The 26,886-nt window shown below is 39.4% G+C and carries 25 protein-coding genes; 18 read left to right on the top strand and 7 right to left on the bottom strand.

Annotated elements, in window-relative coordinates:
* Nucleotides 1–195 precede the first annotated feature (195 nt).
* Together ACE1CC_RS05320 and mnmG are read right to left on the bottom strand one after the other, a co-directional pair.
* Nucleotides 196–435 (bottom strand): hypothetical protein, encoded by a 240-nt coding sequence (locus tag ACE1CC_RS05320; protein WP_413269431.1) that lies wholly within the window; start codon nt 433–435, stop codon nt 196–198.
* Nucleotides 436–583: 148 nt separating this feature from the next.
* Nucleotides 584–2,488 (bottom strand): tRNA uridine-5-carboxymethylaminomethyl(34) synthesis enzyme MnmG, encoded by a 1,905-nt coding sequence (gene mnmG, locus ACE1CC_RS05315; RefSeq protein ID WP_413269430.1) that lies wholly within the window; start codon nt 2,486–2,488, stop codon nt 584–586.
* Nucleotides 2,489–2,615: 127 nt separating this feature from the next.
* Between mnmG and ACE1CC_RS05310 the strand changes: the two genes are divergently transcribed.
* The 3 genes from ACE1CC_RS05310 to ACE1CC_RS05300 are packed head-to-tail and all read left to right on the top strand — an operon-like array spanning nt 2,616 to nt 4,703.
* Nucleotides 2,616–3,740: an AAA family ATPase gene (locus ACE1CC_RS05310; RefSeq protein WP_413269429.1), complete on the top strand. Its 1,125-nt coding sequence runs from the start codon at nt 2,616–2,618 to the stop codon at nt 3,738–3,740.
* Entirely contained in the window at nt 3,740–4,429 is a 690-nt protein-coding gene (locus ACE1CC_RS05305) for a hypothetical protein (RefSeq protein ID WP_413269428.1), read from the top strand. Before ACE1CC_RS05310 ends, ACE1CC_RS05305 begins: the two co-directional genes overlap by 1 nt.
* 28 nt (nt 4,430–4,457) lie before the next feature.
* Nucleotides 4,458–4,703: a DUF4926 domain-containing protein gene (locus ACE1CC_RS05300; protein ID WP_413269427.1), complete on the top strand. Its 246-nt coding sequence runs from the start codon at nt 4,458–4,460 to the stop codon at nt 4,701–4,703.
* Between the two features lies 1 nt (nt 4,704).
* Here the strand turns inward: ACE1CC_RS05300 and ACE1CC_RS05295 are convergent, their stop codons facing one another.
* Both ACE1CC_RS05295 and ACE1CC_RS05290 read right to left on the bottom strand, forming a co-directional pair.
* Nucleotides 4,705–4,917: a DUF433 domain-containing protein gene (locus tag ACE1CC_RS05295; RefSeq protein ID WP_413269426.1), complete on the bottom strand. Its 213-nt coding sequence runs from the start codon at nt 4,915–4,917 to the stop codon at nt 4,705–4,707.
* 161 nt (nt 4,918–5,078) lie between these two features.
* Entirely contained in the window at nt 5,079–5,273 is a 195-nt protein-coding gene (locus tag ACE1CC_RS05290) for a type II toxin-antitoxin system HicB family antitoxin (RefSeq protein ID WP_413269425.1), read from the bottom strand.
* A 151-nt stretch (nt 5,274–5,424) separates the two neighbouring features.
* Between ACE1CC_RS05290 and ACE1CC_RS05285 the strand changes: the two genes are divergently transcribed.
* The 11 genes from ACE1CC_RS05285 to ACE1CC_RS05235 all read left to right on the top strand — a co-directional run bounded on the left by ACE1CC_RS05285 (nt 5,425) and on the right by ACE1CC_RS05235 (nt 14,266).
* Entirely contained in the window at nt 5,425–5,742 is a 318-nt protein-coding gene (locus ACE1CC_RS05285) for a type II toxin-antitoxin system Phd/YefM family antitoxin (RefSeq protein ID WP_413269424.1), read from the top strand.
* Between the two features lie 9 nt (nt 5,743–5,751).
* A complete protein-coding gene (locus ACE1CC_RS05280; protein ID WP_413269423.1) occupies nt 5,752–6,003 on the top strand; it encodes a UPF0175 family protein in 252 nt (83 codons plus the stop codon).
* Nucleotides 5,996–6,481, top strand: coding sequence for a DUF3368 domain-containing protein (locus tag ACE1CC_RS05275; RefSeq protein WP_413269422.1), 486 nt, complete (start codon nt 5,996–5,998; stop codon nt 6,479–6,481). The genes ACE1CC_RS05280 and ACE1CC_RS05275 overlap by 8 nt, the downstream gene beginning before the upstream one ends.
* Before the next feature lie 34 nt (nt 6,482–6,515).
* Nucleotides 6,516–7,010 carry a hypothetical protein gene (locus ACE1CC_RS05270; protein WP_413269421.1) on the top strand — a complete coding sequence of 165 codons (495 nt, stop codon included), beginning with the start codon at nt 6,516–6,518 and terminating at the stop codon, nt 7,008–7,010.
* A 177-nt stretch (nt 7,011–7,187) separates the two neighbouring features.
* A complete protein-coding gene (locus ACE1CC_RS05265; protein ID WP_413269420.1) occupies nt 7,188–7,523 on the top strand; it encodes a hypothetical protein in 336 nt (111 codons plus the stop codon).
* A 275-nt stretch (nt 7,524–7,798) separates the two neighbouring features.
* On the top strand, nt 7,799–9,334 hold the full coding sequence (gene psbB, locus ACE1CC_RS05260) for a photosystem II chlorophyll-binding protein CP47 (RefSeq protein WP_413269419.1): 1,536 nt from the start codon (nt 7,799–7,801) through the stop codon (nt 9,332–9,334).
* Between the two features lie 261 nt (nt 9,335–9,595).
* On the top strand, nt 9,596–9,694 hold the full coding sequence (locus ACE1CC_RS05255; RefSeq protein ID WP_413269418.1) for a photosystem II reaction center protein T: 99 nt from the start codon (nt 9,596–9,598) through the stop codon (nt 9,692–9,694).
* 241 nt (nt 9,695–9,935) lie between these two features.
* Nucleotides 9,936–10,499 (top strand): transcriptional regulator NrdR, encoded by a 564-nt coding sequence (nrdR, locus tag ACE1CC_RS05250; protein WP_413269417.1) that lies wholly within the window; start codon nt 9,936–9,938, stop codon nt 10,497–10,499.
* Between the two features lie 294 nt (nt 10,500–10,793).
* Nucleotides 10,794–11,939 carry a 30S ribosomal protein S1 gene (locus ACE1CC_RS05245; RefSeq protein WP_413269416.1) on the top strand — a complete coding sequence of 382 codons (1,146 nt, stop codon included), beginning with the start codon at nt 10,794–10,796 and terminating at the stop codon, nt 11,937–11,939.
* Nucleotides 11,940–12,090: 151 nt separating this feature from the next.
* The gene (locus ACE1CC_RS05240) at nt 12,091–12,825 is read left to right on the top strand and encodes an HAD family hydrolase (RefSeq protein ID WP_413269415.1); all 735 of its coding nucleotides are present in this window, start codon (nt 12,091–12,093) and stop codon (nt 12,823–12,825) included.
* A 331-nt stretch (nt 12,826–13,156) separates the two neighbouring features.
* On the top strand, nt 13,157–14,266 hold the full coding sequence (locus ACE1CC_RS05235; protein WP_413269414.1) for a DUF3102 domain-containing protein: 1,110 nt from the start codon (nt 13,157–13,159) through the stop codon (nt 14,264–14,266).
* 417 nt (nt 14,267–14,683) lie between these two features.
* On the opposite strand, the gene ACE1CC_RS05230 is transcribed toward ACE1CC_RS05235, so the two are convergent.
* Both ACE1CC_RS05230 and nfi read right to left on the bottom strand, forming a co-directional pair.
* Nucleotides 14,684–19,144 (bottom strand): PAS domain S-box protein, encoded by a 4,461-nt coding sequence (locus ACE1CC_RS05230; protein ID WP_413269413.1) that lies wholly within the window; start codon nt 19,142–19,144, stop codon nt 14,684–14,686.
* Nucleotides 19,145–19,193: 49 nt separating this feature from the next.
* Nucleotides 19,194–19,877, bottom strand: coding sequence for a deoxyribonuclease V (gene nfi, locus ACE1CC_RS05225; RefSeq protein WP_413269412.1), 684 nt, complete (start codon nt 19,875–19,877; stop codon nt 19,194–19,196).
* A 174-nt stretch (nt 19,878–20,051) separates the two neighbouring features.
* On the opposite strand from nfi, the gene ACE1CC_RS05220 reads away from it, so the two are divergent.
* The 3 genes from ACE1CC_RS05220 (at nt 20,052) to ACE1CC_RS05210 (ending at nt 25,565) form a co-directional block, all read left to right on the top strand.
* Entirely contained in the window at nt 20,052–22,322 is a 2,271-nt protein-coding gene (locus ACE1CC_RS05220; RefSeq protein WP_413269411.1) for a bifunctional serine/threonine-protein kinase/ABC transporter substrate-binding protein, read from the top strand.
* Between the two features lie 492 nt (nt 22,323–22,814).
* Entirely contained in the window at nt 22,815–24,713 is a 1,899-nt protein-coding gene (locus tag ACE1CC_RS05215; RefSeq protein WP_413269410.1) for a PAS domain S-box protein, read from the top strand.
* Between the two features lie 33 nt (nt 24,714–24,746).
* Complete coding sequence (locus ACE1CC_RS05210) at nt 24,747–25,565, top strand: prohibitin family protein (protein WP_413269409.1); 819 nt, start codon at nt 24,747–24,749, stop codon at nt 25,563–25,565.
* Nucleotides 25,566–25,824: 259 nt separating this feature from the next.
* Here the strand turns inward: ACE1CC_RS05210 and ACE1CC_RS05205 are convergent, their stop codons facing one another.
* The gene (locus ACE1CC_RS05205; RefSeq protein WP_413269408.1) at nt 25,825–26,196 is read right to left on the bottom strand and encodes an RpnC/YadD family protein; all 372 of its coding nucleotides are present in this window, start codon (nt 26,194–26,196) and stop codon (nt 25,825–25,827) included.
* A 59-nt stretch (nt 26,197–26,255) separates the two neighbouring features.
* On the opposite strand from ACE1CC_RS05205, the gene ACE1CC_RS05200 reads away from it, so the two are divergent.
* Nucleotides 26,256–26,852 (top strand): Uma2 family endonuclease, encoded by a 597-nt coding sequence (locus ACE1CC_RS05200; RefSeq protein WP_413269447.1) that lies wholly within the window; start codon nt 26,256–26,258, stop codon nt 26,850–26,852.
* Nucleotides 26,853–26,886 lie beyond the last annotated feature (34 nt).

The following is a 26,886-nucleotide window of genomic DNA, read 5'->3' as shown; positions in this document are numbered from 1 at the left end:
AGGTGCGAAGCTAAAGTTTCTATAAAAAATATTGCTAGAACCCAACCAATTATACGCTTGCTAATCAGCTTTAGCTTACAGCAGATTTCTCAGAGTTGGTTGTTGGTTGTTGGTTGTTGGTCTTTGGTAGTGGGAAAGTTTATCGTCCCTGCTTCTAAATTCAAGTCAAATTGGTAAAAACCATCACCTTAATTTTCACAGCTTATCACTACCATAAAAAGAACATTGCGCCTGTGCATCTATGCCTTTTCCCGATGGTTGGTACAAAAAAACCCTTTCTACTTGAAACCATTCTCCATCTTTAAATACGCAATCTCCTACTCTGGGAATTATCCGATAAGCTTTCACCCACTCCTTATCTTCAGTAGGTGCTTTATCACTGTTTTGATGTTCAAAAGATGCGTAATAGACGAATTGAATTAAGTATGTATCCATAAAAAATGCTGGCTAAAACCCCAGACATTATACGCAACTGATGACATTATTGCCGGAGAATTTATCACAATTAGTACGTTGTTGTGCTTTAGCACTCTTATTACTAATCTCGATAAGGGCGCTCTCAGCGCAACAACGTACCTAGTTTTTATTCTGTAACCGCTGTGGTTAACTGGCGGGAACGAAGTTCTAAATACACTAACAAAGCGTTAACATCTGCTGGGTTAACTCCGCCTATTCTCGCTGCTTGTCCAATGGTTAAAGGTTTGACTTTGGTCAGTTTTTCGCGAGATTCTTTGGAAAGTGTTTCAATAGTCGAATAATCCAAATCTGGGGGAAGTTTGCGATGTTCGTGTTTAGCGATTTGGTCGATTTGATGTTGTTGACGTTGCAAGTATCCTGAATATTTTAGGTCAATTTCTACGCCTTCTCTTTCTGCTTGGTTTAAGTCGGGGTTCGCCAATCCGTATTTGTTTAAATCAAGATAATGAAATCCGGGACGACGCAATAAGTCTGCTAAGGTAATGGAACCTTTGATTGCTTGTTGGGTGTCGGTTGCGATCGCTTTTCCCACTTCATCATGTTCTTTAATCCGCTGACTGTACAATCGCTCTTTTTCCGCTGCAATATTCGCCTGTTTCCGGTTAAACAATTCCCAACGACGGTCATCGATTAACCCAATTTCTCTTCCTAATGGTGTGAGTCTTTGGTCGGCGTTGTCCGATCGCAATATTAACCGATATTCCGATCGACTTGTCAACATCCGATAAGGTTCTCGCAAATCTTTGGTACACAAATCATCTACCAAAGTCCCAATATAACTTTGTTCGCGGGGGAAAACAATCATCTCCTGATTTCTGGCAAATCTCGCCGCATTTACACCCGCCACAAAACCCTGCGCTGCTGCTTCTTCATAACCCGTTGTTCCGTTAATTTGTCCCGCACAAAACAACCCTGAAATTTTCTTAGTCATCAAAGTTGGGTAACACTGAGTCGCGGGTAAATAATCATATTCCACCGCATAAGCAGGACGCAACATTTCGCAGTTTTCCAAACCAGGAAGACTCCGCAACATTAATAATTGTAGATCTTCTGGCAACCCAGTAGAAAATCCTTGAATATACAATTCTGGAATATCTCGTCCTTCCGGTTCAATAAAAATCTGATGACTTTCCTTATCGGCAAATCGCACAATCTTATCTTCAATACTAGGGCAATATCTCGGCCCTTTAGCATCAACCCAACCGCCATAAACCGGAGACAAATGCAAATTTTCCCGAATCAAACGATGAGTTTCTGCGGTTGTCCTTGTCATATAACAAGGAACTTGTTCTCTTTCTACCCAAACTTCCGGGTCAAAACTAAACCAGCGAACTTCAGCATCTCCCGGTTGTGGTTCCATTTTACTATAATCGACCGATCGCTTATCAACCCTCGCCGGAGTTCCTGTCTTTAACCTTCCCGTTTCAAAACCTAACCGATTCAAAGTTTCTGTCAATCCAACTGCGGCAAATTCTCCCGCACGTCCGGCGGACATTGACTTATTTCCCACCCAAATTTTCCCACCCAAAAAAGTACCAGTGGTGAGAATTACTGCTTTACATCCAAACGCTACGCCGAAGTAAGTTTCAACACCAATTATTTCTTCATTTTTCCCCAAAACTAAATCTGTCACCATGCTTTCGCGGACTGTCAAATTAGGTTGGTTTTCGACAATTCGCTTCATTACCGCTGCATATTCTCGCTTATCTGTTTGTGCGCGTAAAGCCCAAACTGCTGGCCCTCTAGAAGAGTTTAGCACTCGTTTTTGTAGGTAAGTGCGATCGGTCATTTTGCCGATTTCGCCCCCAAGCGCATCTATTTCATGTGTTAATTGAGACTTCGCTGGGCCACCTACTGCGGGGTTACAAGGTTGCCAAGCGATTTTATCAAGATTAAGAGTTAAAAGTAAGGTACTACAACCAAGTCGTGCGGTAGCAAGTGCAGCTTCACAACCGGAGTGTCCTGCACCAACAACAACAATATCAAATTCTTTTTGGAATTGTACGGACATAATGGGGTTAAGTGCGATCGAAGTCAGGGTTTGAGTAGCAAGGACTCATATTCGACTTTAGCATTTACATCCGCTCTTTGCATTTTAAATCCTGTTATAATCATTTTACCGTTTCTGGAAACAAGAAATGAAAATTAAGGAACTAACTTATTACGATCATGAATTAGAGTGGCGCTTTAATCCTATCCATTTCTCAGATTTAACTCTGTTAGTTGGTGTGTCAGGAGTAGGTAAAACTCAAATTCTTAGGTCAATAATTGCTCTACGGAAAATTGCCAAAGGTGGCTCCTTAAATGGAGTAGAATGGGATGTTTCTTTCTTGAATACAAACAACTTGTCCTGCCGATGGAAAGGCAAATTTGAAACGCAAAAAGAAACACAATTTATTATTGAGGATGAACAAACAGAAAAATCTAAATTTAGAATTAGTGAGGAATACTTATGGACAGATGAAACGCTGATTGTAGAAAGAAATTATAATGAAACAAAATTTAAGAATAACCCTGTACCAAAACTATCTCCATCTCAAAGTGTTGTACAAATTTTTAGCGAAGAAGAAGATATAGCTCCTATTCAGGATGCTTTTAATCACATAGTTTACACCGATCATGATCAAAGAATCACTAACAGTATATTTTTAAATTATACTGCTTTTAGAAGAAAATATGATTGTTTAGAAAAAATCCAACAGAGTAATATTCCAGTGCAAATTAAGTTGGCTTTAGTTTATCATTATGTTCCCGATACATTTCAAAAAATTAAAAATAATTTCATAGAAATATTTCCTCAAGTGGAAGATATTCAAATAAAACCTATTGAAGGGGAAGATTTACCTTCATTTCTCGCAGATAATCCTATAGTTTACATAAAAGAAATAGGTGTTAATGATTGGATCGCTCAAAATCGAATATCTTCGGGAATGTTTAGAACGCTTATGCACATTAGCGAACTTTACCTCTGTGCTGATGGTAGCGTAATTCTAATTGATGAATTTGAGAATAGTTTAGGAGTAAATTGTATTGATGTTTTGACTGAGTTACTTTTAGAAAATCGTAATTTACAGTTTATCATAACTAGTCATCATCCCTATATTATCAATAAAATTAGTATGGAGCATTGGAAAATAGTCACTCGTCAAGGTGGTGTAGTTACTGCAAGAGATGCCAAGGATTTTAACTTGGGAAAATCGAGACATCAAGCTTTTATGCAATTAATTAATCTTGAAGAATATGCAGAAGGAATAAAAGTTTGATGAATATTTACTTCCTTGTAGAAGGGAAAAGAACAGAAAGAAAAGTTTATCCAGCTTGGCTTGCTTACCTGTTACCAGAACTCCAACGAGTCCAAAGTTACGATGAAGTAGATAGAAATAACTATTATTTGTTTAGTGGTGAAGGTTATCCGTCAATTATTTACGATCATATTCCTAATGCTATTGAAGATATTCGTTCAATAGGAAAGTATAATTACTTTGTTGTTTGTTTGGATGCTGAAGAGAGTAGTGTTAATGATATTAGAGAGGAAGTTGATGGTTTTTTGCAAGCTGAAAAAATTGAAATGGGTAATACTCAAATGGTTCTGATCGTGCAAAATCGTTGTATAGAAACTTGGTTTCTAGGGAATAGAAAGATTTATTCAAGAAATCCTCAAAGTCCACCTCTTTTAAATTACACTCGTTATTATAATGTAGAAACAGATTGCCCAGAAAAAATGGGTAAGTATCAGAATTTTAACACTCATGCTCAGTTTCATGAGGCTTATTTGAAAGCATTATTTGAAGAAAAACGTATTAGCTATTCAAAGAAAAATCCTGGTGCTGTTTTGCAAGAGTATTATCTACAGGAATTAAGAAAAAGAACGGAAGCTCACTCAGAGCATTTACCTAGTTTCCAGTATTTTATAGATTTTTGTAAAATGATTAAGTCACAGTTGCAAAGTTAATAGCCAAATTAGAACAAAGGGAGGTAATATGGATTTTCAATTATATACAGATGTTGTACTTGTGCGCGATGTAGTGGAAGACAACCTTCGTGTAGGAGATATCGGTACAGTAGTTGAAAGACACGATGTTCCCGGATTAGAAACAGGTTATAGTGTGGAATTCTTTGATATGTTAGGTTCTACAATTGCTGTGGTAACTTTGCCAGGGAGTATGCTACGCGCACCTACTCATGGAGATATACCTTCTGTGCGAAGGGACGCAGTTACTATTTAATTTAGAAATTTATTTTGGCTACCAATTCTGCTGCATACGCTAGTGCTGCTTCTACTTGTTCTTTTGTTAGTTCATATTCTTGCATTACTTCCTCAAAATTCATTCCCCCAGCTAAAGAACCGATGACAATAGATACAGGTACTCGCGTTCCCATAATTACAACCGCACCATGATGGATGTCGGGGTTTATAGTTATGTAAGGTGCAATTTCCATTAATTTATTTGCTAATTTGACTTAACTTCATTATATAAGGAATGAGCTATGGATTATAACTATAGAAATAATAATTATAAAAGAGCGATCGCACTTGATAATCCTATCAGTTAAAATTGATTATATAACGATTTGTAAGTATAACAAAAATAGATGCAATATTATCCGACTTCCACATAACGATATTCTGCATTTTTAGTTAATTCTTCAACCGTTTCCAAATAAGCTTGAATTGCATCTTTGATGTTCTCTAAAGCCTCTTCTTCTGTGTCTCCCTGCGACCAACAACCGGGTAAAGCCGGACACCAAATCGCATAGCCTTCTTCGGATTTTTCTAACTTTACTTTATAGCGCATCTTTAGATTACCTTGCCTCAAATTCGCTGATTATTTCCAGGAAAATATCCAATTTTGTCTAATTATATATTTAATTTCAGCAAAATGGCAAAAGAGCGATCGCACTCGATAATCCCATCTGTTAAAATTGATTATCTAACGAGGTGTAAGTATGACAAAAGTAGATGCAACCCAAGCTCAAAATCGATTAACAGAGATTATAACTAGTGTAGGCGATCGCGGCGACAGAGTTGTAATCGAACAAGAAGGTAAAGCAGTAGCAGCGATTATTAGCTATGAGGATTTAAAGCGATTAGAAACTTTAGAAGATGCCAGAGATGCAAAAATGATGCGGCGTGCTATGGAGGAACACGAAGAATTTGTTACGCTGGAAGAAGTCATAGCCAATTACAATAAATTGCACGGCACAGACTTTACCATAGAAAGCATTCTCAATGACAGTAATGATGAAGTTTATCAAAATTTGTAGGTGTTAGAAATGTACCAAGTTACCCTATCTTTAGCAGAGGAAACTTTGTCAGCACTCCAGTTGACTCCCGAACAAATGCGAGATGAGATGCGTTTGGCAGCAGCGATTAAGTTTTATGAATTAGGAAGACTTTCTTCTGGTGCAGCAGCAGTTATGGCAGGAATTCCCAAACCAGTATTTTTAAGTAAGTTGGCAGAATATGGAGTAGATACTTTTCGGTTAAGTGAAGCAGAATTGATAGAGGATTTAGAGCGTGCCTAATCTGATTAGTAACACATCGCCAATACAATACCTTTATCAAACAGAATTGCTTGATTTACTGCCAATGTTGTACGGTGAAGTTATCTTGCCACAAGCAGTTGTTAATGAGTTGGCTGAAGGTGGAAGATTAGGCGTTTCTCTTCCCGATATAACTGTGTTACCTTGGGTGAATATTCGCCAACCACGAGACTTATTGATTTTATCACCTGTGGCAGATATTCTAGGTGCTGGGGAACAAGAAGCGATCGCTTTAGCAGTAGAAATTCCTGATTCTTTAGTTATTTTAGATGATGGACTTGCCAGACGCTACGCTAAGACTTTAGGAGTGCAATTTACGGGAACTCTCGGTGTTATTTTGAAGGGAAAACAATCGGGATATTTGAGTGAAATAATGCCAGTTCTCGATCGACTTGATTCTCTCGGCTTTCGGCTAGATTCATCTACTCGTGCTTCTGTACTGAGACTTGCTGGAGAATAGAGATGAAGTGTACCAGAATTTGTAGGTGATCAATATGAAATATCTGTTGGCTATTTTATCGTTCACTTTTGTAATGCTAAATGCGGAAGTTGCTAATTCTGAGTTTAAACAACCCGGAGGAATTCCAGCAATGTTCCCTCCAGAATTAACTAAATCAATTACTTTGTCGGGAAGTTTATCTGCTTACCAATTTAATACTTCTAGAGAGCCTACAGTTGCCATTTATCCAAAAAAGGTGGAATTGAATATGGTTTACAATGGGATAGATGATGAAACCTGGCCTTATACAAGAATTTTAGCTACACTTTTAAATAATGTTTGTCAAATCAAAGATACAAGCTTTTCAGCGAATTTAATTGAGCAAACTTATCGTTCTCGATCGCTCACTCCTCCGGTAAATTTGGGTGGTAATGCTGGAAGTACGGTTTTAAAGCGACAAAGTGCAACTCGTAATGGTTGCTTAGTTAAAGTTGAAGTTGACGGAGCTAGGTGGCATACAATTACAACTACGATCGCCCCAGCTAGATAGTACAAATTAACTGGGTTATGTTGGGAAGTGCGATCGCTTTCTGAAAAAGGGTGCCCTCAGAACCAACAAGAATTTGAAAAATTGGATGGGTTCGCCATATAATCGAATCGCCTTCTTGGGAGAAACTCCTGCGATCGGGCTTTCATCAACTTAAGTTAACTCATACAAAGAATATCAGTGAAATATTTTTTTCTTTCTGATGGTTGGACTTATGGGCGCGTGTGGTCGTCCGAGGGACTGTGGAACGACGCAAACTGGCGACGTAAACCGCATATTCAACGCTTAAACCTTTATTTTGTTGAGCAAAACGAACAATTGTGGCTGTATAGGGTCGAAGATGCCATTTTAACCGTCGAAGTTAAACCTGTAGCCGCAGATCAAATTGAACGGGCAGCGAATACGATCGGACAAGTAGTACTCAAGCGACTGATTAGCGGCGACCAAGTGCTAGAACGGCTGAGTGCCGCCGAAACAGTTTGTCAAGTAAAAAATATTCAATCGGTCGTATTGTAACTTAAACTTAAAACTGTAACTTGGGGAGTGAAGCTGGCTGTGAGTTCAAGTGCTGTCAACAATACAGCGCATAGATATGCTTGCAATAGGCGCACTCAAAAGTTACACTTCTTTAAATACTCTCATTTTGTTAAACTCATTGTTAAACTGCCCAAGGTATCTTAATTAAAGGAAACTTTATCGAGATTTCCTGGACAGCCGCAGCAAACAAAACCTTAACAAACTGCACAAAAGTTCGTTGATCCGACATCACTCATCGAGGAGGAGCGTAGTCAATGGGACTACCCTGGTACCGAGTACATACAGTCGTCCTGAATGACCCAGGCAGATTAATATCTGTACACCTTATGCACACTGCCTTAGTGGCAGGTTGGGCTGGTTCGATGGCCCTGTACGAACTAGCTATTTACGACCCCAGCGACCCCGTTCTTAATCCTATGTGGCGGCAGGGTATGTTCGTCATGCCCTTCATGGCACGCTTAGGAGTAACGGACTCTTGGGGCGGTTGGAGCATCATCCCCGACAAAGTAAATATTAATCCAGGTGTCTGGAGCTTTGAAGGTGTTGCTGCCGCTCACATCGTTCTATCTGGTTTGCTGTTCCTAGCTGCCGTTTGGCACTGGGTTTACTGGGATTTGGAACTATTCAGAGATCCCCGCACTGGCGAACCTGCGCTTGATTTGCCAAAAATGTTTGGCATTCACTTGTTCTTATCTGGCTTACTTTGCTTTGGTTTCGGTGCTTTCCACCTCACAGGTCTATTTGGCCCTGGTATGTGGGTTTCCGATCCTTATGGCTTAACCGGGCACGTTCAACCCGTAGCACCAGAATGGGGACCTGCCGGATTTAACCCCTTCAACCCTGGTGGCGTTGTGGCTCACCACATCGCAGCAGGTGTTGTAGGTATTATTGCTGGTTTGTTCCACTTGACAGTTAGACCACCGGAAAGACTCTACAAAGCTTTACGGATGGGGAACATTGAAACCGTGCTTTCTAGCAGTATTGCGGCGGTTTTCTTTGCTGCCTTTGTGGTCGCTGGTACTATGTGGTACGGCAATGCTACCACTCCGATCGAATTATTCGGACCGACCCGTTATCAGTGGGATAAGGGTTACTTCCAACAAGAAATCCAACGTCGCGTGCAAGCTAGCGTAGCTGATGGTGCAACTCTGGCTCAGGCATACGAACAAATTCCCGAAAAATTGGCTTTCTATGATTACGTAGGTAACAGCCCAGCTAAAGGTGGTTTGTTCCGCGTTGGCCCAATGAACAACGGTGATGGTCTAGCTCAAGGTTGGTTAGGTCATCCAGTATTTAAAGATGCGGAAGGTCGCGAATTGAGTGTTCGCCGCTTGCCTAACTTCTTTGAAAACTTCCCAGTGGTGCTGACTGATAAGGATGGCATTGTTCGTGCTGATATTCCTTTCCGTCGTGCTGAATCTAGATATAGCTTCGAGCAAGTTGGTGTGACTGTTAGCTTCTTGGGTGGCGCACTCGATGGCAAGACTTTCACCGATGCTGCTGATGTGAAGCAATATGCGCGGAAAGCTCAATTGGGCGAACCTTTTGAGTTCGATCGCGAAACTTTAGGTTCTGATGGTGTGTTCCGTACCAGCACTCGCGGTTGGTTCACCTTTGGACACGCTGTATTTGCGCTGTTGTTCTTCTTCGGTCATATTTGGCACGGTTCTCGTACCATCTACCGTGATGTGTTTGCGGGTGTCGATCCAGATCTGTCTGAAGAGCAAGTGGAATGGGGCTTCTATCAAAAAGTGGGTGACAAGTCTACCCGCCGGAAAGAAGCTATCTAATCTCTTGTTGGCGGGAGCATCCCAATTTTGTAAGGGCGAAGCATTCGGGTAGATAAGCTATTGATGAGAAACAAAGATTTACTGCCGGAATGCTTTGCCCCTACAGATATATTTACCAACCAGGGGATGCTCCCCTGGTTGGCGGACTTTCACCAAGGTCTAACGATTAACTAAATTTCATCTATTTTGTGAAGGCGTTAGACCTTTGTTTGTGACTCGTTGGTAGACTGTTAATTGGCAGGATAGTCAGGATTTTTTGATATGGAAAGTATTGCTTACGTTCTGATCTTTGCCGTTACCTTGGGTGTGCTGTTCTTTGCGATCGCTTTTCGGGAACCTCCCCGGATCGAGAAGAAATAACTCCTCCGTTCTGTAACGGTTACAGTTTAAAATTGGCAAACAGCTGTTATCCAAAGTGGTAACAGCTGAATTTGCTTTTTTTACTAAAAACAGAGGTTTTATGTCAAAATCTCGATTGAGGGGCTATCGGCTAATTAGGATAAGGAAGGCATTTTTTCGCTCTGCGATCGAGATAGGGAAATGCAATTTAAATCACAATTAGCTTAGCAAAACTTTTTTAAGTATAAAAGGATTTTAGAAAATGCGCTGTCCTTTCTGTAATAACCCAGATAATCGTGTGCTGGAGTCACGTTCAGCAGAAGGCGGACAAAGTATTCGCCGTCGTCGAGAATGTCTTAGATGTAAGCGTCGCTTTACGACTTATGAACAAATTGAGTTTGTTCCGGTGACGGTGATTAAGCGAGATGGGAGACGAGAAGGTTTCGATCGCTCTAAACTCTTAAGAGGAATCGTGCGAGCTTGCGAAAAAACTGGCATTCCCCAAATGCGTTTAGAAGAACTGACAGATGAGGTAGAAGCTGAATTGCAACAGCGAGAAGTGCGGGAAGTTACCAGTAATGAAATTGGCGAATTAGTGTTGCAAAAACTCCGCTATTTAAGTGAAGTAGCTTACGTGCGCTTTGCCTCAGTTTATCGTCAGTTTCGTGGCATTGCTGATTTTATTTATACCTTAAATCAACTCCGCAACGACAATATTACAGCACACAAAGAAGGAATCTCGACAACAAATACTCCAAGTGCCGAAAATTCTGGCTTAAAGACTGAGGAAACCGAAAAAACTGTCACTTTTATCGCCCATTCTTAAAATTTAATCAAGTTTTTTATGCAGGAGATATTCTCTGCTGCTGTCAATCTCAGCAGTTACAGAGAAAGTATTCTGCTATGTCTGGGCGTAAAACCAAGAAAATAGGAAAAACTAGTTTCACTGGCGCTAGTTAAGTTAAAATAATATGTCTGGACTCTAAATCCCCTTAGCTGGAACTGCTAATATGATGAGATTTGGAGGGATGAAGGTGTAAACGGCACATTAAAAACGTGCGTATACATCGACAGGAGGCGTAATTTTTACAAAAATTAACAAGGACAAGGTTCGATTCGCATGGTCAATCAGAAAACAACAACTGCCGATATTGGTTTTACTCTCGACGATTTTGCCGCTCTACTCGACAAATACGATTATCACTTCAATCCTGGTGATATTGTAGCTGGTACTGTATTTAGTATAGAGCCAAGGGGCGCTCTGATTGACATTGGTGCTAAAACGGCGGCTTATATTCCGATTCAGGAAATGTCGATTAACCGAGTAGACGCTCCTGAAGAAGTGCTGCAATCCAACGAAACTCGCGAGTTCTTCATTCTTACAGATGAAAATGAAGATGGACAATTAACTCTTTCGATTCGTCGCATTGAGTATATGCGTGCTTGGGAACGGGTGCGCCAGTTACAAGCTGAAGATGCTACCGTGCGTTCTCAGGTTTTTGCTACTAATCGTGGTGGAGCATTAGTTAGAATTGAAGGTTTACGTGGTTTCATTCCCGGGTCTCATATTAGTACCCGTAAGCCTAAAGAAGATTTGGTAGGGGAAGAATTACCACTAAAATTTTTAGAAGTAGATGAAGATAGAAATCGTTTAGTTCTGAGTCATAGACGCGCATTAGTTGAGCGCAAGATGAACCGTTTAGAAGTCGGTGAAGTGGTAATTGGTTCAGTACGCGGTATTAAACCTTATGGTGCTTTTATCGATATTGGTGGTGTGAGTGGGTTGCTACACATTTCGGAAATTTCTCACGAACATATCGATACGCCGCATAGTGTGTTCAATGTCAATGATGAAATTAAGGTGATGATCATTGATTTGGATGCGGAAAGAGGAAGAATTTCGCTTTCTACTAAGCAATTAGAGCCCGAACCAGGGGATATGATCCGTAATCGCGATCGCGTTTACGAAATGGCTGAGGAAATGGCGGCGAAATACCGCGAACAACAACGGGCGAAACTGCTAGGTGAAGTTCCACCAGCAGCGGAAGCAGCGGTAGCTGTGGAAGCGGATGCGGAGGCGGTAACAGCCGAAGAAGATATTCCGCCTGCTGAGGAAGCTGATGTTGTGGATGCAGTAACAGCCGAAGAAGATATTCCCTCTGCTGAGGAAGAAGTGGAAGCTGTTCCAGCTGTTGTAGGTGCTGCGGCTAAAACTGAACCGGAAGCGGTTGCAGAAGCAGCAATATCTTCAGCTGAAGACGAATAATTGATTTAAAAAAACAAGCCGACAAACTGAGAGGGAAATACCCTCTTTTTTTGTTTTCCAGGGCACGGGGAAGAAGAGGTGGGGAGATGGGGGGATGGGGGGATGGGGGGAAATAATTTAATTAACTAACAGGGCCCAGGAGGGAAATATTGTGGTAAGTATTCGTTGTGGAGAAGTAATTTTTCCTGAGATTCAGGGGATAATTTTTGATAAGGATGGGACTTTGGAAAATTCTGCGGAGTTTTTGCGAAGCTTAGCACAAAAGCGATCGCGCTTGTTGGATGCTCAAATTCCCGGAGTTGGCGAACCGTTGTTGATGGCATTTGGTGTTAATGGTAATCAAATCGATCCGACTGGTTTAATGGCGGTGGGAAGTCGGCGGGAAAATGAAATTGCGGCAGCGGCTTATGTGGCCCAAACTGGTAGGGGATGGATGGAAGCTTTGGCTGACGCACGTCGCGCTTTCACACAAGCAGATCGACATTTCCAAAATGCTGCACCTTCACCTTTATTTGTGGGAAGTTTAGAAGTTTTGCAATTACTTTCTCAAGCTGGTTTAAAATTAGGCATTCTTTCAGCTGATACTACAGTAAAAGTGCAAGCATTTGTCCAAAGGTATCAGCTAACTGATTATATTCAATTAGCAATGGGAGTTGATGAGGGGCCGAGTAAACCAGACCCGACTTTATTTTGGCAAGCTTGTGAAAAATTAGGAATAGAACCTAGTGCTACTTTGATGGTGGGTGATGCTGTCAGCGATATTGAAATGGCGCGTCAAGCTGGTGCTGCTGGGTGTATTGGGATTTGTTGGGGAAACTCTCAAGCTACTCATTTGGCGATCGCAGATGTAACTATTGGACAACTAGATGAACTAAAGTTTTTTTAGACAATATAACTGATTTTTAGATATTCTCTAGACTGAGTAAAAACCAGATAATTTGTATAAAACTAAACATTACATAACCACCTAAACTTTAGGTGGATTTTTTGATTTCTGAACAGATTACCAAAACAATAGTGTAATTAAGTAATCAAGAGTTTTTCGATCGCCTTTTTTGCGATATGCCTGTTCTGTGATATATTTAACAATTGTATAACTCTGTTGATGAGAATCTATTATCATATCCAACTCTAGACAGAGGTAAATACTGTGTTTGATGTGCTACAAGATAAATTGATACACACATCAGCCAATTAACGTTATTTTAGAGTAGCCAATGCCAGCCTCAGCACATTCTTCACTGCAAAAAGTGTTTGATTACACCATGCTTGATGCAGAAACCAGTTTATTCATTCAGCAACAAACTGGAGAAATTCGAGCGCTCATGAAGCGCACTGCACAAGATATCATCGAGATCGGACAAAAGTTGATTTTAGTTAAAGAGAAACTCGCCCACGGGAGATTCTTAGATTGGATAGCAGCTGAATTTGAGTGGAGCTATCCCACAGCGGCAAGATTCATGCAGGTAGCTAATTCGTTCAGAAAAACTTATCAAATTGACAAATTTGCCGCATCTGCCTTATATGTTCTAGCAGCACCGTCAACGCCAGCAAGTGCGCGTTCGGAAGCGATCGCTCGTGCGGAAGCAGGGGAACCAATCACTTATACGATCGCCAAAGAAATTAGGCAAAAACATAGTTTACCGGGCAATAAATCTAAAACAGAATCAGTTCCACCAGTGCAATCAGTTCCAGCATTAAAGCCTATTCCGGTTCAATTACCTGCCAATGAATCGCGTCCAAAAGTAGAAATTGTCGCCACTCGTCCCGCCAAAGAACCAGTGACGATATTAAAGAAAGAGAAAGAAGTTGAATTACCGGAAATTAAACGAATAATTCCCATTTCTGTAACAACAACAACCTCAAATGTGCCAATTTCTCATCAGCCATCTACCACTGTTGTCAAACGCGAATCAACAGGAATATGGTGGCAGTTAGGTAGAAGACATTTACTGTATTGTGGCGATCCTAATTCCGCAGAATTTATCCAAAAAGTTCCTGATCATCCGGGATTATTATTAGGTTTTCCGGCGGGCAAAGATTGGCAGTCAACCATTCAGGCCGAAAATCGAATTATTGTCACAAAAAACCTACCGCAGTCTAAAGATATTCGGCTGTTTGAAGACACTCTGGAATCAATTATTTTGCTTTACACAGAATTGGGAGAAACAGTAATTGTTTGTTACTTGCCCTATCCAGAAATTCTCTCAACCATTAATCGTTTAGATCGGCTGGCGATATTTGCTGAACCAGATCCTAAACGAGTTAATGAAATTATTGCTGATTGGAAAGCTGGAGGATTGAAGGCAGAGAAAATTGATTTTTGAACATTTTTCTCAAGGGTGCATTCACTAAACTAGTGCCGCAATGCGTAAATCAACCTAGCATTGAAAATCCTCAATAAAGCAACAATACTCCCGTTATACCGACAGGTTAACGGGAAAGTAGTTTTCAGAGCAAATATGTCAACCAAGTAAAAAGTAAAAACATAAAAGTAAAAAGTAAAAAGAGAATTTTCTTTTGACTTTTAACTTTTAACTTAGATAAATTCAGGGGCTTCTCAGATCTTGCAGCCTGTGAGGTAGAACCTCCTTTCGTCTCGTTACCAGGTTCAACCTGGTAACGAAAAACAGAGGCTCTGCCTCAAGGTGCTCTTATCTCAGGCTTGTATCCGTTGAGATAAAGATTCCAAAAAATTATCGTTCTTTTGACTTTTAACTTTTAACTTTTAACTTAAAATACGGTCATTCTTTAAGGCATAATTCAGTTATTTTCAAGATAATATCCAAGCGAAAATTCTCTACTAAATTTATTAAAATATTTACCAACTTAATGTAAGTTTCCGGGATTTGCTCAACTAATTCTATAACTAGTTGATCGTCAACTGCGGCAGCGGCTTGATGTAATTGGGCAATCCATTCTTGAGACATTACCTTGAGATCTTCTGGTGTTAAGGTGGGAATCAGGGAATGCTCAGTAATGGGGTGCGAATTATCGGCATAAATGTAGCGTACACCTAAATGCTTAGCTATTTTTTCTAATAAAACTTCTGAGCGAAAAGGTTTAGGCATAAAGTCATTACATCCCGCCGCTAAAATAGCTGGTTGTTGTTCTTCAAAAACACTAGCAGTAAGAGCAATAATCACTGTGTTTTTTCCTTGAGGATGAGCTTTGATCTGTCGAGTAGCTTCATAGCCATCCATGACTGGCATTCGCATATCCATCCAAATCAGATGGGGTTGCCAACTTTCCCAGATTGTCACGGCTTGTTGACCATTTTCTGCTTCTCGCACCTCGAATCCTAAAGGTACTAATAATTTGACTAGTAGTTGCCGATTCTCTTTGATATCCTCAGCCAGTAAAATTCGATAAGTTGGTTGATTTGGTTCTAAACATATAACTTCTTGAGTATTTAACCTAATATTTTTTTCGGTTTCAGGTGCTAACTTAGCTTTGATATTAAAAGTAAAAATAGAACCGATACCTAATTGGCTTTCGACAACAATTTTTCCACCCATTAGTTTGACAAATTGTTGACTGATGGCTAAACCTAGACCAGTTCCTTGTCCGGTTTGGCGACCTGTTTGGGTTTGAGAAAATGGTTGAAATAATGTGGTAATTTCATTGGGGGCAATTCCTGGGCCTGTATCTGTAACTGTAAAAACTATTTGCACATCTTCTGCTGACTGGGCTTCTAATTGTGCTAAAAAAACTGTTAAAGTTACATAGCCAGTTTGAGTAAATTTAATGGCGTTACCTAATAAATTAAGCAAAACTTGACGCAATTTACTTTCATCGGTTTTGATATTTCGGGGGACTTCGGGAGCAATTACACAGTTCAGTTTCAAGCCTTTCTGTTGAGCTTTTAAGCGGAACATATCTTTGAGTAATTCTAGCATTTGATGTAAATTAAAACAGGTTTCATTGAAGCTCATTTGTCCTGATTCAATTTTAGCCATTGATAAAATATCATTAATCAAATTGAGTAAATGTTCGCCGCTACGGTTGATAATTTCTAAATGTTCTCTGTGTTCTGAGGAAACAGATTTATTCCGCACCATAATTTGGCTAAATCCTAAAATTGCATTTAAGGGTGTACGCAGTTCATGACTCATTTTGGCAAGAAACTGACTCTTAGCATAGTTGGCAGCATCGGCGGCTTCTTTAGCTTTCATCAGTTCTAAAGATTGCCTTTGTGTTTGGGAGAGTAGTTCAGCTTGTTGTAAGGCAACTGCTAATTGAGTGCCTATTTGAAGTACTACCTTAATTTCTGATTCTTGCCATTGTCTTATGCGAGAATTTTGATAAACTGCGAGTAAGCCCCAGAATTGATTACCAGAATAAATGGGGATAGTTAAATAAGCTTTGGATTGGAATTGCTCTAAAATTTCAATGTGACAATTAGTAAGTTCGCTTTGATGGATATCGGCTACGGCTAAGTAATTGGTGGTACGGTTTTCTCTTTCGCTTTGATTTAATTTTTTGATGACACATTCTTGTTTATTTAAGATACAAGCTGTTAGTTGAGGATTTTGGTTTTGTGCTTCTAACAAAGAAATCCAACCATCTGCTACTGATTCAGCGACAAATTCCCCACTACAATCATTATGAAAGCGATAAATGGTGACGCGATCGCAATCTAAAAGTTGTCGCAATTCAGTGGTTGTGGCGCTAAAGATTTCCGACAATTCTAATGTTTGGCGAATTTTTTGAATTACTTGGGTGAGTGCTTGTTCTCTTTTGGCGCTTTCCTGCAAAGCTTTTTCGGCTCGTTTACGTTCTGTAACTTCTACCACAACTGCTCCGACGTTGCGAGAATGTCCATCTTCTCCCAAAATGGGAAATAAAGAAACTATCCAATCACGTAAAACCCCCGGCTGACTGGGAACTTCTCCCCTAAATTCTTGGTTAAGTGCTGCTTCATTTCTGGTTAAAACTTGCTGATATAAAGGAACTAAACTAGAGGCAATTCCAGGTAAGACTTGTGGGAAGGTTTTGCCGATATGTTCTGATGCAGGTAAGCCATTAATTTCTGCTAATTGTTGGTTGATTTTTATATAGCGAAATTCTTCGTCTGTAATACATAATCCTACTGGTGCTGAGTAGAAAAAGGCATTGAGCAAAGCTTCTCTTAAGGCGAGTTTTTGTTCTAAGGCTTTGCGATCGCTAATGTCTCTTCCTTCGGAAATTAATAAAGTTACCTCTCCTTGTTGATTGAAAATTGGACGTAGGGAAAAATCAATAGTGACTATCTGATTATTTTTCCCAATTACATTTACTTCATAACGCATAAAAGCTCCCGCTGCTGCTGCTGCGATCGCTAATTGTAACTCTGACTGAGTTGCTTCCGAAATTGTCCACCATTTAGTTTCCCAAAATGGTTTACATATCGCTGACTCTCTAGTAGTTTCCGCAAAATTTAGTGCGGTTTGATTAATTTCTAAAATCGTTCCATCCGGTTGCAATAAACTTACAAATTGAATTCCTCGATCGAAAATGGCACGGAATTTTTCTTCACTTTCCCGCAAAGCTATTTCTGCTTGCTTGCGTTCTGTTATATCCATTGCTGTGCCATATAATTGGATAACTTCTTGGGCATCATTAAGAATAGCTTCTCCCCTCCCTTCAATGTAACGAATCTCTCCATCAGGACGAATAATTCGATTGATTATTGTGTAAGATTTTCCAGTCAGCAAACTATCATTAACTTTTTGATACCAAGCATCGCGATCTTCTGGATAGATTAATTGCAAATGTTCCTCAAATGTTGGTTCTGGTTTAGTGGGATCTAATCCAAAAATGTGGAATAATTCTTCTGACCAAGTAACTTTTCTTTTAATTACATCAAATTTCCAACTACCAATATGGGCGACTCTTTGAGCATCTGCTAAATTAGTTTGACTCTCCTGTAATGCTTGAGAGGCAATTTTGCGATCGCTCACATCAAATAATACACCGTACCAAACAGTATCACCATTTTCTCGTCGTTCTGGTCGCGATTTTGCTTGCACCCATTTCAACTTTCCCGAAGCTGTAAATATCCGCCATTCGTGGGAAAAAGGTGCTAAATTTTGGCTACTAATCGCCACAGCTTCTTGGTAGCTTTGATAATCTTCAGGATCAAAAGCATCGAACATAATTTGGGGATTTTCTAATACTTCTTCTTGTGGGAATTCGTAAATTTCTTCGATCGATGGACTCATATATTCAAAACCGATCGCACCATTGGAATTTATGACAAATTCATAAACTGCTCCCGGTATATTAGCGACTAATTTTTGGAACCGCGCTTCGCTTTTTTCCAACGCTTGCTCAGCTTGTCTGCGAGCCGTAATATCTCTGGCTACCCACAACACAGATTTTTCCGAAATAGGAGAAATAGTAGCAGTAAAGCAATATTCTTTGTCAGCTAAGTTTAGATTATAATCAATGTTAATATTTTGGTTTTTTATTAATGATTTTTTAATTTCTTCTAGCCAATTAGTAATAAAAATTTCTTCTGTTAGTAAAATTTCTAATATCCGAGTAATTAATTCATTACTATGCGCTAAATTATTGAAATTTGTGGGAATAAATTCTACATTCTTAATCCGTTCTTCTTGGAGATTAATAATCATTACTAAATCTGTCATTGCCTCGAAGACAGTACGCATCTTCTCTTCGGTAGCCTTAATTTTTTGTTCGGCTAAATGACGATAATGAATTGTCGTTTTTAATTTGTCATTTAAAGTTTTTAATTCTATTGCTTGCTGCTCAACTAAATTTTGTAAAGCAGTAAGCTTTGGATTAATTTCTGTGGTATTCATTGCTTCTAGCAAGTGCTTTTGAATACTTTGCTGAGTGATTATACCAATTAAATTACCTATTTTACCAACAACAGGTAAATAATTAATTTGATGTTTTTGCACTAAATAATTAACGAATAACAAATCTTTCACTGCGCTTTCATTGATGGTAATTAACTCTTTATTAATTACAGAAGCTAGAGATAAGTTACTCAATTGAACACCGGAAGCGATTAATTGTATTATTTCGCGTTCTGTAAATAAGCCAACTACAGGACTGTCTGGTTCAGCGTTAGCCAATACTACCAAATAACTAGTAAAATTTTGGTTCATTAAGGCGATCGCTACATCTACTGTAGTCTCTGCTGTAGCAGTCAAGGGATGGTAATTTATTAGCGAGCTATTTTCCTGGTTCTCCATAACAAGAATATAACGTAAAGTTAAAAAATTTGAGTGTTAAAAATCAGCTTTAGTTTGCGGGTAATATCGAGCCACGATTGGAGGCTAATTTATCTGCCCAACGAGTTGTCTCTGGTAAACGATATTTGGTAATACAACGCAAAACATAATCAATGGCTGTAGGTAAACTAATGCGATGTCCGCTGGAAACATAAACAGGTTTTACTCTGGTGCGTGTCCGTAAAACAGCACCAATTGTCTCGCCACGATATACTAAAGGTTGCCAAGCGCCCTGTTGTTCTGGCAATTCATCGTGTTTGCCAACTAATAAAGATTTTGCCACTCCGATCGCCGGAATATCCGTAAGTAAACCTAAGTGACTTGCAATACCGAATCGACGGGGATGTGCGATTCCCTGACCATCGCATAAGATCAAATCGGGTGTAATACTGAGTTTTTCCAGTGCTTCTATGACAGCGGGAACCTCTCTAAAAGAGAGAAATCCGGGAACGTAAGGAAAAGTGGTAGGACGGTAGGCTAGAGTATACTCCTGCAACTGCAAGTCAGGAAAACTTAAAACTGCTACAGCGGCTCGCGTTATGCTTCCAGACTCCGTAAATCCTACATCAACTCCCGCAACGTGCTGTACAGTAGTCAATTGATCCGAAGTAATCACCTCTGAGGCTAGCTGCTGCTGAATAATAATTGCTTCTTCCGCTGTCAAAGGCCAATCATGACGTTGATTTATCTTCATCTTTAAATACCCTTTTATTTTTAAGTTTAGCCTTGGAAATATGACTAGAACCAAAGAGCGATACACCCCAAATCCTAAATCCCAAATATAAAATGCGATGATTGATTAATCATACTTAGAATCAAGCTTAATATATTCCTCAAACTTAACAATTAAATTAATTAAATTTAAGCTATGTTGGGAAAACTGTTAGGGGCAAGATATCAAATAATTCAAGTTTTGGGTGCAGGAGGATTCGGCGAAACTTACATCGCTGAAGATCGGCAACGTCCAGGTTATCCGAGATGTGTAGTCAAACGCTTTCGTCCTACCAATCAGAATACAAGTTTTTTAACTGTCGCTCGACGGCTTTTTTATACAGAAGCAGAAACTTTAGAAAAGTTGGGACGACATGACCAAATTCCCCGACTATTGGCTTACTTTGAAGAAGATAAAGAATTCTACTTAGTCCAAGAATTTATCCAAGGACGTTCCCTGAGTGATGAATTAGGCACGGGGAAAAAACAATCAGAAGCTTATGTACTAAACTTGTTAGAAGATGTGTTAGGAATTCTTAGTTATGTGCATAACCAAGGCGTAATTCACCGCGATATTAAACCCAGTAATTTAATTCGCCGGAATTCGGATGGGAAGTTAGTTTTAATTGATTTTGGTGCCGTTAAATCGATCGAAACTCAAATGGCAGGTGAGCCAAAAGATCAGATGGAATTAACGGTGGGAATTGGTACTCAAGGTTATATGCCTTGCGAACAATTGGCGGGAAAACCCAGGTTTAATAGCGATATTTATGCCTTGGGAATGATTGCGATTAAAGCTTTAACAGGACTTCAGCCTTTGCAACTACCCAATAGCCCCCAAAATCATGAAATTATCTGGCAAAATCACGCTCAAGTTAGCCCAAATTTGGCAGCTATTTTAGATAAGATGGTGCGTTATCATTGGAGCGATCGCTATCAGTCAGTCTCTCAAGTATTAGAAGCTTTGGGAAAAATTTCTAGTCCGGTACCTCAAACAGAATTACCTTCAGAAATTAAACAATCTTTAGGAAAAATCCAGCGATTATTAGTGATTGCTACTGGAGTAGCAGCAGTTATTTTCTTAGTTGCTTTGTTCGGGAAAAGTTTAATTACCTTATCTGTAAATTTCCATCCTAATTCTTTATTTAACCCAAGTAATCAATCGGATTCTGCTGCCGATCGGATTAGTTTCGGCACTAAAAGTTTAACTCCCTGGCAAATTAACCCTTATAAACAAGAAGGAATAGATTTAATTAAATCTGGCGCTTATGAACAAGCAGTTTCGGCTTTGGAAAATGCCAGAAAAGTTAATCGTAGCGATCCAGAAACTTTAATTTATTTGAATAATGCCCGCATTGGTAATGCTAAAGCTTACAGTATTGCCGCAGTTGTACCATTAGTTACTAGTTCTCAGAGTGCTTTGGAAATGTTGCGCGGTGTAGCCCAAGTACAAGCGGAAATTAATGCGGCTGGTGGAATTAATGGAATTCCCCTTAAAGTGGGTATTGCTCATGATGATAATCAACCAAAAGTTGCTCAATCTGTAGCCCAAGAATTAGTGAAAAATCCCGAAATTTTAGGTGTGGTAGGGCATGGAATTAGTGATACAACTTTGGCAGCTGCATCAGTTTATCAAGAAGCAGAATTAGTGGCAATTGCTCCGATTAGTTCAGCGGTGCAACTTTCGGGATTTGGTGGTTATATTTTCCGCACTATGCCGAGCGATCGCTTCACCGCCAGAGCTTTAAGTAATTATATGTTAACTCAGTTGAAAAAAGAAAAAGTGGTAATATTTTATAATTCTGCTAGTCTGTATAGTAAATCTTTAAAAGATGAATTTAAAAATGCTTTGTTCTATGCCGGAAGAGGTAAAGTTTTAACCGAAATTGATTTGGCTAGACCTGATTTTAACGCTAAAGCTACTGTCGAACAAGCAATTGAAAAAGGTGCAGAAGTGATTATGCTAGTACCTAGTAGTGATGTAACCGATCGCGCTTTGCAAGTTGTACAAATCAACCGTCGCCGCTTAAATTTATTAGCCGGGGATGGCTTTTACGGGGATAAAACTTTAGAAATTGGTGGCGAAGCTGCCGCCGGAATGGTGTTAGCAATTCCGGGAAATATTAACGGAAAAAAAGGCGAATATTTTCAGAAAAAGGGCTTACAAATTTGGGGTCTAAATGTCAATTGGCGCACGGCTTTTGCTTATGATGCTACCCAAGCTTTAATAGCTGCTATTGGTAAAAATCCTACCCGCAAAGGCGTACAGCGATCGCTTGCGGCACCAGATTTTACAATTTCTGGAGCTACTGGAGATGTGAGTTTTCGGGCTACAGGCGATCGGGAAGCCTCTGTACAACTAGTAATCATTTCTCCCAAAACTCCCGAAAAACCAGAAAACGGTTATCAGTTCACTCCATTAAACTAATCTGAGATCAGAGCACCTTGAGGCAGAGCCTCCATTCTTCGTTCCATTTGTTGAACCGGGGAACGAGGAACGAGGATCTAGGAGGTTCCACCTCCTTTGAGTGCAAGATCTCAGTAATGACTCAGATAATTTATAACTAAGTTTATGTTAAAATTTGTGTCCTTATCTAGAGACTCATAAAAGTCTTTTTCCCTGGCAAAGTTGTTTTTATTAAAGAGAAACAAAATTTTTAGCTTTTCTCCGTGTATTAATAGATGAAGTTAGATAAAGAATATTTACGTAAGTATGACAAAAGTAAAATTTGGCAACTTCGCCCGTGTTTCTACCGATAGGCAGATGCGACGAAAAAACTTAAGATTAAATTAAATATGATTAAAATTTCGATGCTCATATAAATAAATGACGAATGATGCAGAAATAAGAACAGTATGTAATTACCCGTTGATCAGCTCAGATATCGCGCAGAAAAGATCGAGTTGTTCTGAAGAAATCTTGCGAATCTACCAAAGGGCAATGGCAGCAGCAATCAATGGAATAGTGATTACCGATGCGAGTGGGCCTAACTTACCAGTTATTTACTGTAATCCTGCCTTTGAAAAAACCACAGGTTATACAGCTGAGGAAATAATAGGAAAAAACTGCCGACTTTTACAAGGAAAAGACACCGATCCCAATGCGATCAAGCAAATTCGCCAAGCTATCCGTCAAGGGGAAGAATGTTGTGTTATTGTGAAAAATTATCGCAAAGATGGCACAGCTTTTTGGAATGAGCTAACAATTTCCCCTGTGCAAGATGCTGATGGAAAAATCACTCATTTTATCGGCATTCAAAATGACATTACCAAACGCAAGGAAGCGGAAGATTCCCTACAAAAAGCTTACGAAGAATTAGAAAAAAGAGTAGATGAGCGGACAGCGACTTTAAAACAGATTAATGAAAAATTGCAATTAGAAATAGCCGATCGGCAAAAAATTGAAGCAGCATTACGGGAAAGCGAAGCGAGATTTCGGGCAATTTTTGAAAGAGCAGCAATTGGTATTGCTTTAGTTAACATGGAAGAAAAACCTGTAGTTAGCAATACCGCCTTGCAAAACATCCTTGGTTATAGCAATGAAGAACTTCGCCAAAAGACATTTAGCGATTTTACATATCCCGATGATAGAGATAAAAATCAAGAGCTTTATCAAAAGATGATTCTTGGTGAACTCGATCATTATCAAATGGAAAAACGCTTTTATCACAAAAACGGACAGATAGTATGGGCAAATTTGACAGTTTCCTTAATGCGAGATGAGCATGGTAAACCGCAATTTGCTGTGAGTATGGTGAAGAATATTAGCGATCGCAAACAAGCAGAAACAGCACTGCAATTATCTCAAGAAAGGCTAAAATTTTTACTTTCCTCTAATCCCGTTGTCATCTACAGTTGCAAAGCTTTTGGGGACTATGGCGCGACATTTATCAGCGAAAATGTTCGCTCCTTATTTGGTTATGAAGCCGAAGAATTTGTTAATGATTCAGGTTTTTGGGCAACTCACATTCATCCAGAAGATGCTCCTGGTGTATTCGCTAATTTATTACATTTATTAGAGCATAATTATCACAACCACGAATATCGTTTTCTCCATAAAAATGGTAAATATATCTGGGTATATGACCAGACAAAATTAATTCGAGATCAGCAAGGAAACCCTTTAGAAATTTTGGGTTATTGGGCAGATATTAGCGATCGCAAAGAAACCGAAGATAAACTCAAAACCTCCTTAAAAGAAAAAGAAGTATTACTCAAAGAAATTCACCACCGAGTTAAAAACAACTTGCAGGTAATTTCTAGCTTGTTGAAACTGCAATCTGGATATATCAACGATCAACAAACATTAGCATTATTTGGCGACAGTCAAAACCGTGTCAAAGCTATGGCTTTAATCCATGAGAAATTATATCAATCTTCCGATCTAGCTAGAATTTCTCTATCCGAATATATTCACCAATTAGCAGATAACTTAGTTAACTCTTATGCTTTAAAAGCCAACAATATCAAATTAAATATTTTTGTAGCTCAGTTGTTTTTAGATGTTGACACAGCAATTCCCTGTGGGTTAATTATTAACGAACTACTTTCCAATTCCCTAAAATATGCCTTCCCTGATGGCAAATCTGGAGAAATAAATATAGAATTTAAGTTACTTGGTCAAGAGAAATTATACTTAAAAGTTAGTGATAATGGAATTGGTTTACCAGCAGATTTTCAACTTGAAGAAACAGAATCATTAGGTTTACAGTTGGTCTATAACTTAACTGAACAGCTTGGCGGTAATCTCACCATAGATTCTAGTAATGGGACATCTTTTAAAATCATCTTTCGCCCCAGCATTTCTTCGCTATATTAGCAATAACAGGTAAAAAAGTCAGGTAAATAGCCAATGAAATCTTCCCATAGTTCTTACATCTTGGCAAGTATCACCATATTGCTTTTAGTAGTCGCAATTTTTTTTAAACCTTTTGTAATTATTAATGCTGGCGAACGAGGCGTTGTCATGAAATTTGGGCAAGTTCAAGAGCAGGTATTAACTGAAGGAATACACCCAATTATCCCCATAGTTAACACCGTAAAAACTCTCAGTGTCCGAGTGCAAAAACATCAAATTCCCGCCCAAGCTTCTTCTAAAGATTTGCAAGATGTATTTACAGATGTAGCACTTAACTGGCATATTAGCCCAGATAAATCTAATATTGTTTTTCAACAAATTGGGGATGAAGATGAAGTAGTACAACGCATTATTAATCCGGCAATTGAAGAGATTTTAAAAGCAGTGATGGCGCTTTATACAGCAGAACAAATTATTACCAAACGGGGGGAAGTCAAAGCTGGTATTGACGAGCAATTGACATCAAGATTAGCTCAGTATAACATCGCAGTTGATGATATTTCTTTGGTAAATATTCGCTTTTCTCAAAGGTTTAGCGAAGCAGTGGAAGCCAAACAAATTGCTGAACAAGAAGCCAAAAGAGCCGAGTTTTTAGCTTTAAAAGCTACCCAAGAAGCACAAGCAGAAATTAACCGTGCTAAAGGACAAGCAGAAGCGCAAAGATTACTTCGAGAAAATTTAACAGCAGAGATTTTGCAGAAAAGAGCGATCGACAAATGGGACGGACATTTCCCCACTGTTTTAGGTGGCAATGGTGCGCTACCATTTATTAATATTGCCCCCAATGAATTACCACCCACAGTTCAACAGTGAACGCACCAAGTCACGGCATAACTAATCTTTTCCTGTTGGGTAAACAAGTAGGGTGCGTCAGATCTAAAATTGTTAAACTAAGCGAAGTTTTAGTTTTTCTGACGCACCCTACACCGGACAAAGACTTAATATACTCGGCGCGGTCACAAACTGTTGTTTTGATTTGTAGGGGCGAAGCATTCCGGTACATATATTTGGCGATAACCAACAAATTATTGCCGGAATGCTTCGCCCCTACTCTATGACCGTGAACAGTATATTAATTAGTACTAATACCAAACCTAGCCAACAATTCTTCACGGGATAATTGAAGTATCAAGCGCGAATACTCCTCTGGAGGTAACTGTAGTAAAGGTTCAATTACCTTCGCCAGTTCCTCATCCACAGAGTCAAATCTTAGTCTCAGCAAATTTCCCACAACAAGGCGACGTTCCTGTAAACTTCCTTCTCGTATTCCTTCCTGTATTCCTTCGCGCATTCCTTCACGTAAAGTATTTTCCCGCCATTCCAAATAAGCTGGTGTTAAATTCATAATCAATTCCCTCTCATCTTCAGTTAAATTTTCTTTCCTTTCCACTAGGAGTTCTTCTAAATATTGTTTGGCAAATTGATCGTGTGGTTGTCGAGTCATTAGATTTTAAATTTCGAGAACGAGTTAAACTGGAAATGCGATCGCAAAAGGTGACTTGTATGTTTGTCGCAACTTCTCAATTAGGATTAGTTACAAAGGGAGCTTTGCTTTCAAATGTAACATGGGAAACGCTGGAAAAGTTGGATGTAGATTTGACAGGAACAGGCGCACGTTTAACTTATTTGGATGGGTATTTAGAAATTATGTCTCCCTTATCTGAAGAACACGAAGAACCTAGAAACACTTTAGGTCAGCTTTTAGAGATTTATCTGCGGATGAAAAACATTCGTTTTTACGGACGAGGGAGTACAACGATCGGAAAAAAAGAGTTAGGCGCAAGGAAAGAACCAGATGAATCTTATTGTTTGGGTACGCGCAAATCAGTCCCAGATTTAGCAATTGAAGTGATAGTAACTAGCGGGGGAATTGACGTTTTAGAAATTTATCGACGAGTGGGAGTTCGGGAAGTTTGGTTTTGGCAAGATGGTGTAATTTCGGTTTATTGTTTGCGGGAAACGGGATATGAATTAGTGAGTAATAGTGAAGTTTTGCCGGAATTGGATTTGCGATCGCTAGAGTTCTATTCTCGCATGGCAGATCAATATGATGCGGTGAATGCTTTTATGAATTTTCTAACCGCAGATGTAGGGCATTGAAATGTTAAAATAGCCACAAGGCAAGAATTAAGTT

The sequence above is a fragment of the Floridaenema aerugineum BLCC-F46 genome (assembly GCF_041929345.1).
Classification (GTDB): Bacteria; Cyanobacteriota; Cyanobacteriia; order Cyanobacteriales; family Aerosakkonemataceae; genus Floridanema; species Floridanema aerugineum.
The sequence above is the reverse complement of the archived record's forward strand: the minus strand, read 5'-3'. Positions and strand labels throughout refer to the sequence as shown.

What these genes read in the sequence shown, in the direction of transcription:
- ACE1CC_RS05320 (WP_413269431.1), bottom strand. Translation starts at nt 435, where the DNA reads ATGGATACATACTTAATTCAATTCGTCTATTACGCATCTTTTGAACAT.
- mnmG (WP_413269430.1), bottom strand. Translation starts at nt 2,488, where the DNA reads ATGTCCGTACAATTCCAAAAAGAATTTGATATTGTTGTTGTTGGTGCA.
- ACE1CC_RS05310 (WP_413269429.1), top strand. Translation starts at nt 2,616, where the DNA reads ATGAAAATTAAGGAACTAACTTATTACGATCATGAATTAGAGTGGCGC.
- ACE1CC_RS05305 (WP_413269428.1), top strand. Translation starts at nt 3,740, where the DNA reads ATGAATATTTACTTCCTTGTAGAAGGGAAAAGAACAGAAAGAAAAGTT.
- ACE1CC_RS05300 (WP_413269427.1), top strand. Translation starts at nt 4,458, where the DNA reads ATGGATTTTCAATTATATACAGATGTTGTACTTGTGCGCGATGTAGTG.
- ACE1CC_RS05295 (WP_413269426.1), bottom strand. Translation starts at nt 4,917, where the DNA reads ATGGAAATTGCACCTTACATAACTATAAACCCCGACATCCATCATGGT.
- ACE1CC_RS05290 (WP_413269425.1), bottom strand. Translation starts at nt 5,273, where the DNA reads ATGCGCTATAAAGTAAAGTTAGAAAAATCCGAAGAAGGCTATGCGATT.
- ACE1CC_RS05285 (WP_413269424.1), top strand. Translation starts at nt 5,425, where the DNA reads ATGACAAAAGTAGATGCAACCCAAGCTCAAAATCGATTAACAGAGATT.
- ACE1CC_RS05280 (WP_413269423.1), top strand. Translation starts at nt 5,752, where the DNA reads ATGTACCAAGTTACCCTATCTTTAGCAGAGGAAACTTTGTCAGCACTC.
- ACE1CC_RS05270 (WP_413269421.1), top strand. Translation starts at nt 6,516, where the DNA reads ATGAAATATCTGTTGGCTATTTTATCGTTCACTTTTGTAATGCTAAAT.
- psbB (WP_413269419.1), top strand. Translation starts at nt 7,799, where the DNA reads ATGGGACTACCCTGGTACCGAGTACATACAGTCGTCCTGAATGACCCA.
- ACE1CC_RS05255 (WP_413269418.1), top strand. Translation starts at nt 9,596, where the DNA reads ATGGAAAGTATTGCTTACGTTCTGATCTTTGCCGTTACCTTGGGTGTG.
- nrdR (WP_413269417.1), top strand. Translation starts at nt 9,936, where the DNA reads ATGCGCTGTCCTTTCTGTAATAACCCAGATAATCGTGTGCTGGAGTCA.
- ACE1CC_RS05245 (WP_413269416.1), top strand. Translation starts at nt 10,794, where the DNA reads ATGGTCAATCAGAAAACAACAACTGCCGATATTGGTTTTACTCTCGAC.
- ACE1CC_RS05235 (WP_413269414.1), top strand. Translation starts at nt 13,157, where the DNA reads ATGCCAGCCTCAGCACATTCTTCACTGCAAAAAGTGTTTGATTACACC.
- ACE1CC_RS05230 (WP_413269413.1), bottom strand. Translation starts at nt 19,144, where the DNA reads ATGGAGAACCAGGAAAATAGCTCGCTAATAAATTACCATCCCTTGACT.
- nfi (WP_413269412.1), bottom strand. Translation starts at nt 19,877, where the DNA reads ATGAAGATAAATCAACGTCATGATTGGCCTTTGACAGCGGAAGAAGCA.
- ACE1CC_RS05220 (WP_413269411.1), top strand. Translation starts at nt 20,052, where the DNA reads ATGTTGGGAAAACTGTTAGGGGCAAGATATCAAATAATTCAAGTTTTG.
- ACE1CC_RS05210 (WP_413269409.1), top strand. Translation starts at nt 24,747, where the DNA reads ATGAAATCTTCCCATAGTTCTTACATCTTGGCAAGTATCACCATATTG.
- ACE1CC_RS05205 (WP_413269408.1), bottom strand. Translation starts at nt 26,196, where the DNA reads ATGACTCGACAACCACACGATCAATTTGCCAAACAATATTTAGAAGAA.
- ACE1CC_RS05200 (WP_413269447.1), top strand. Translation starts at nt 26,256, where the DNA reads ATGTTTGTCGCAACTTCTCAATTAGGATTAGTTACAAAGGGAGCTTTG.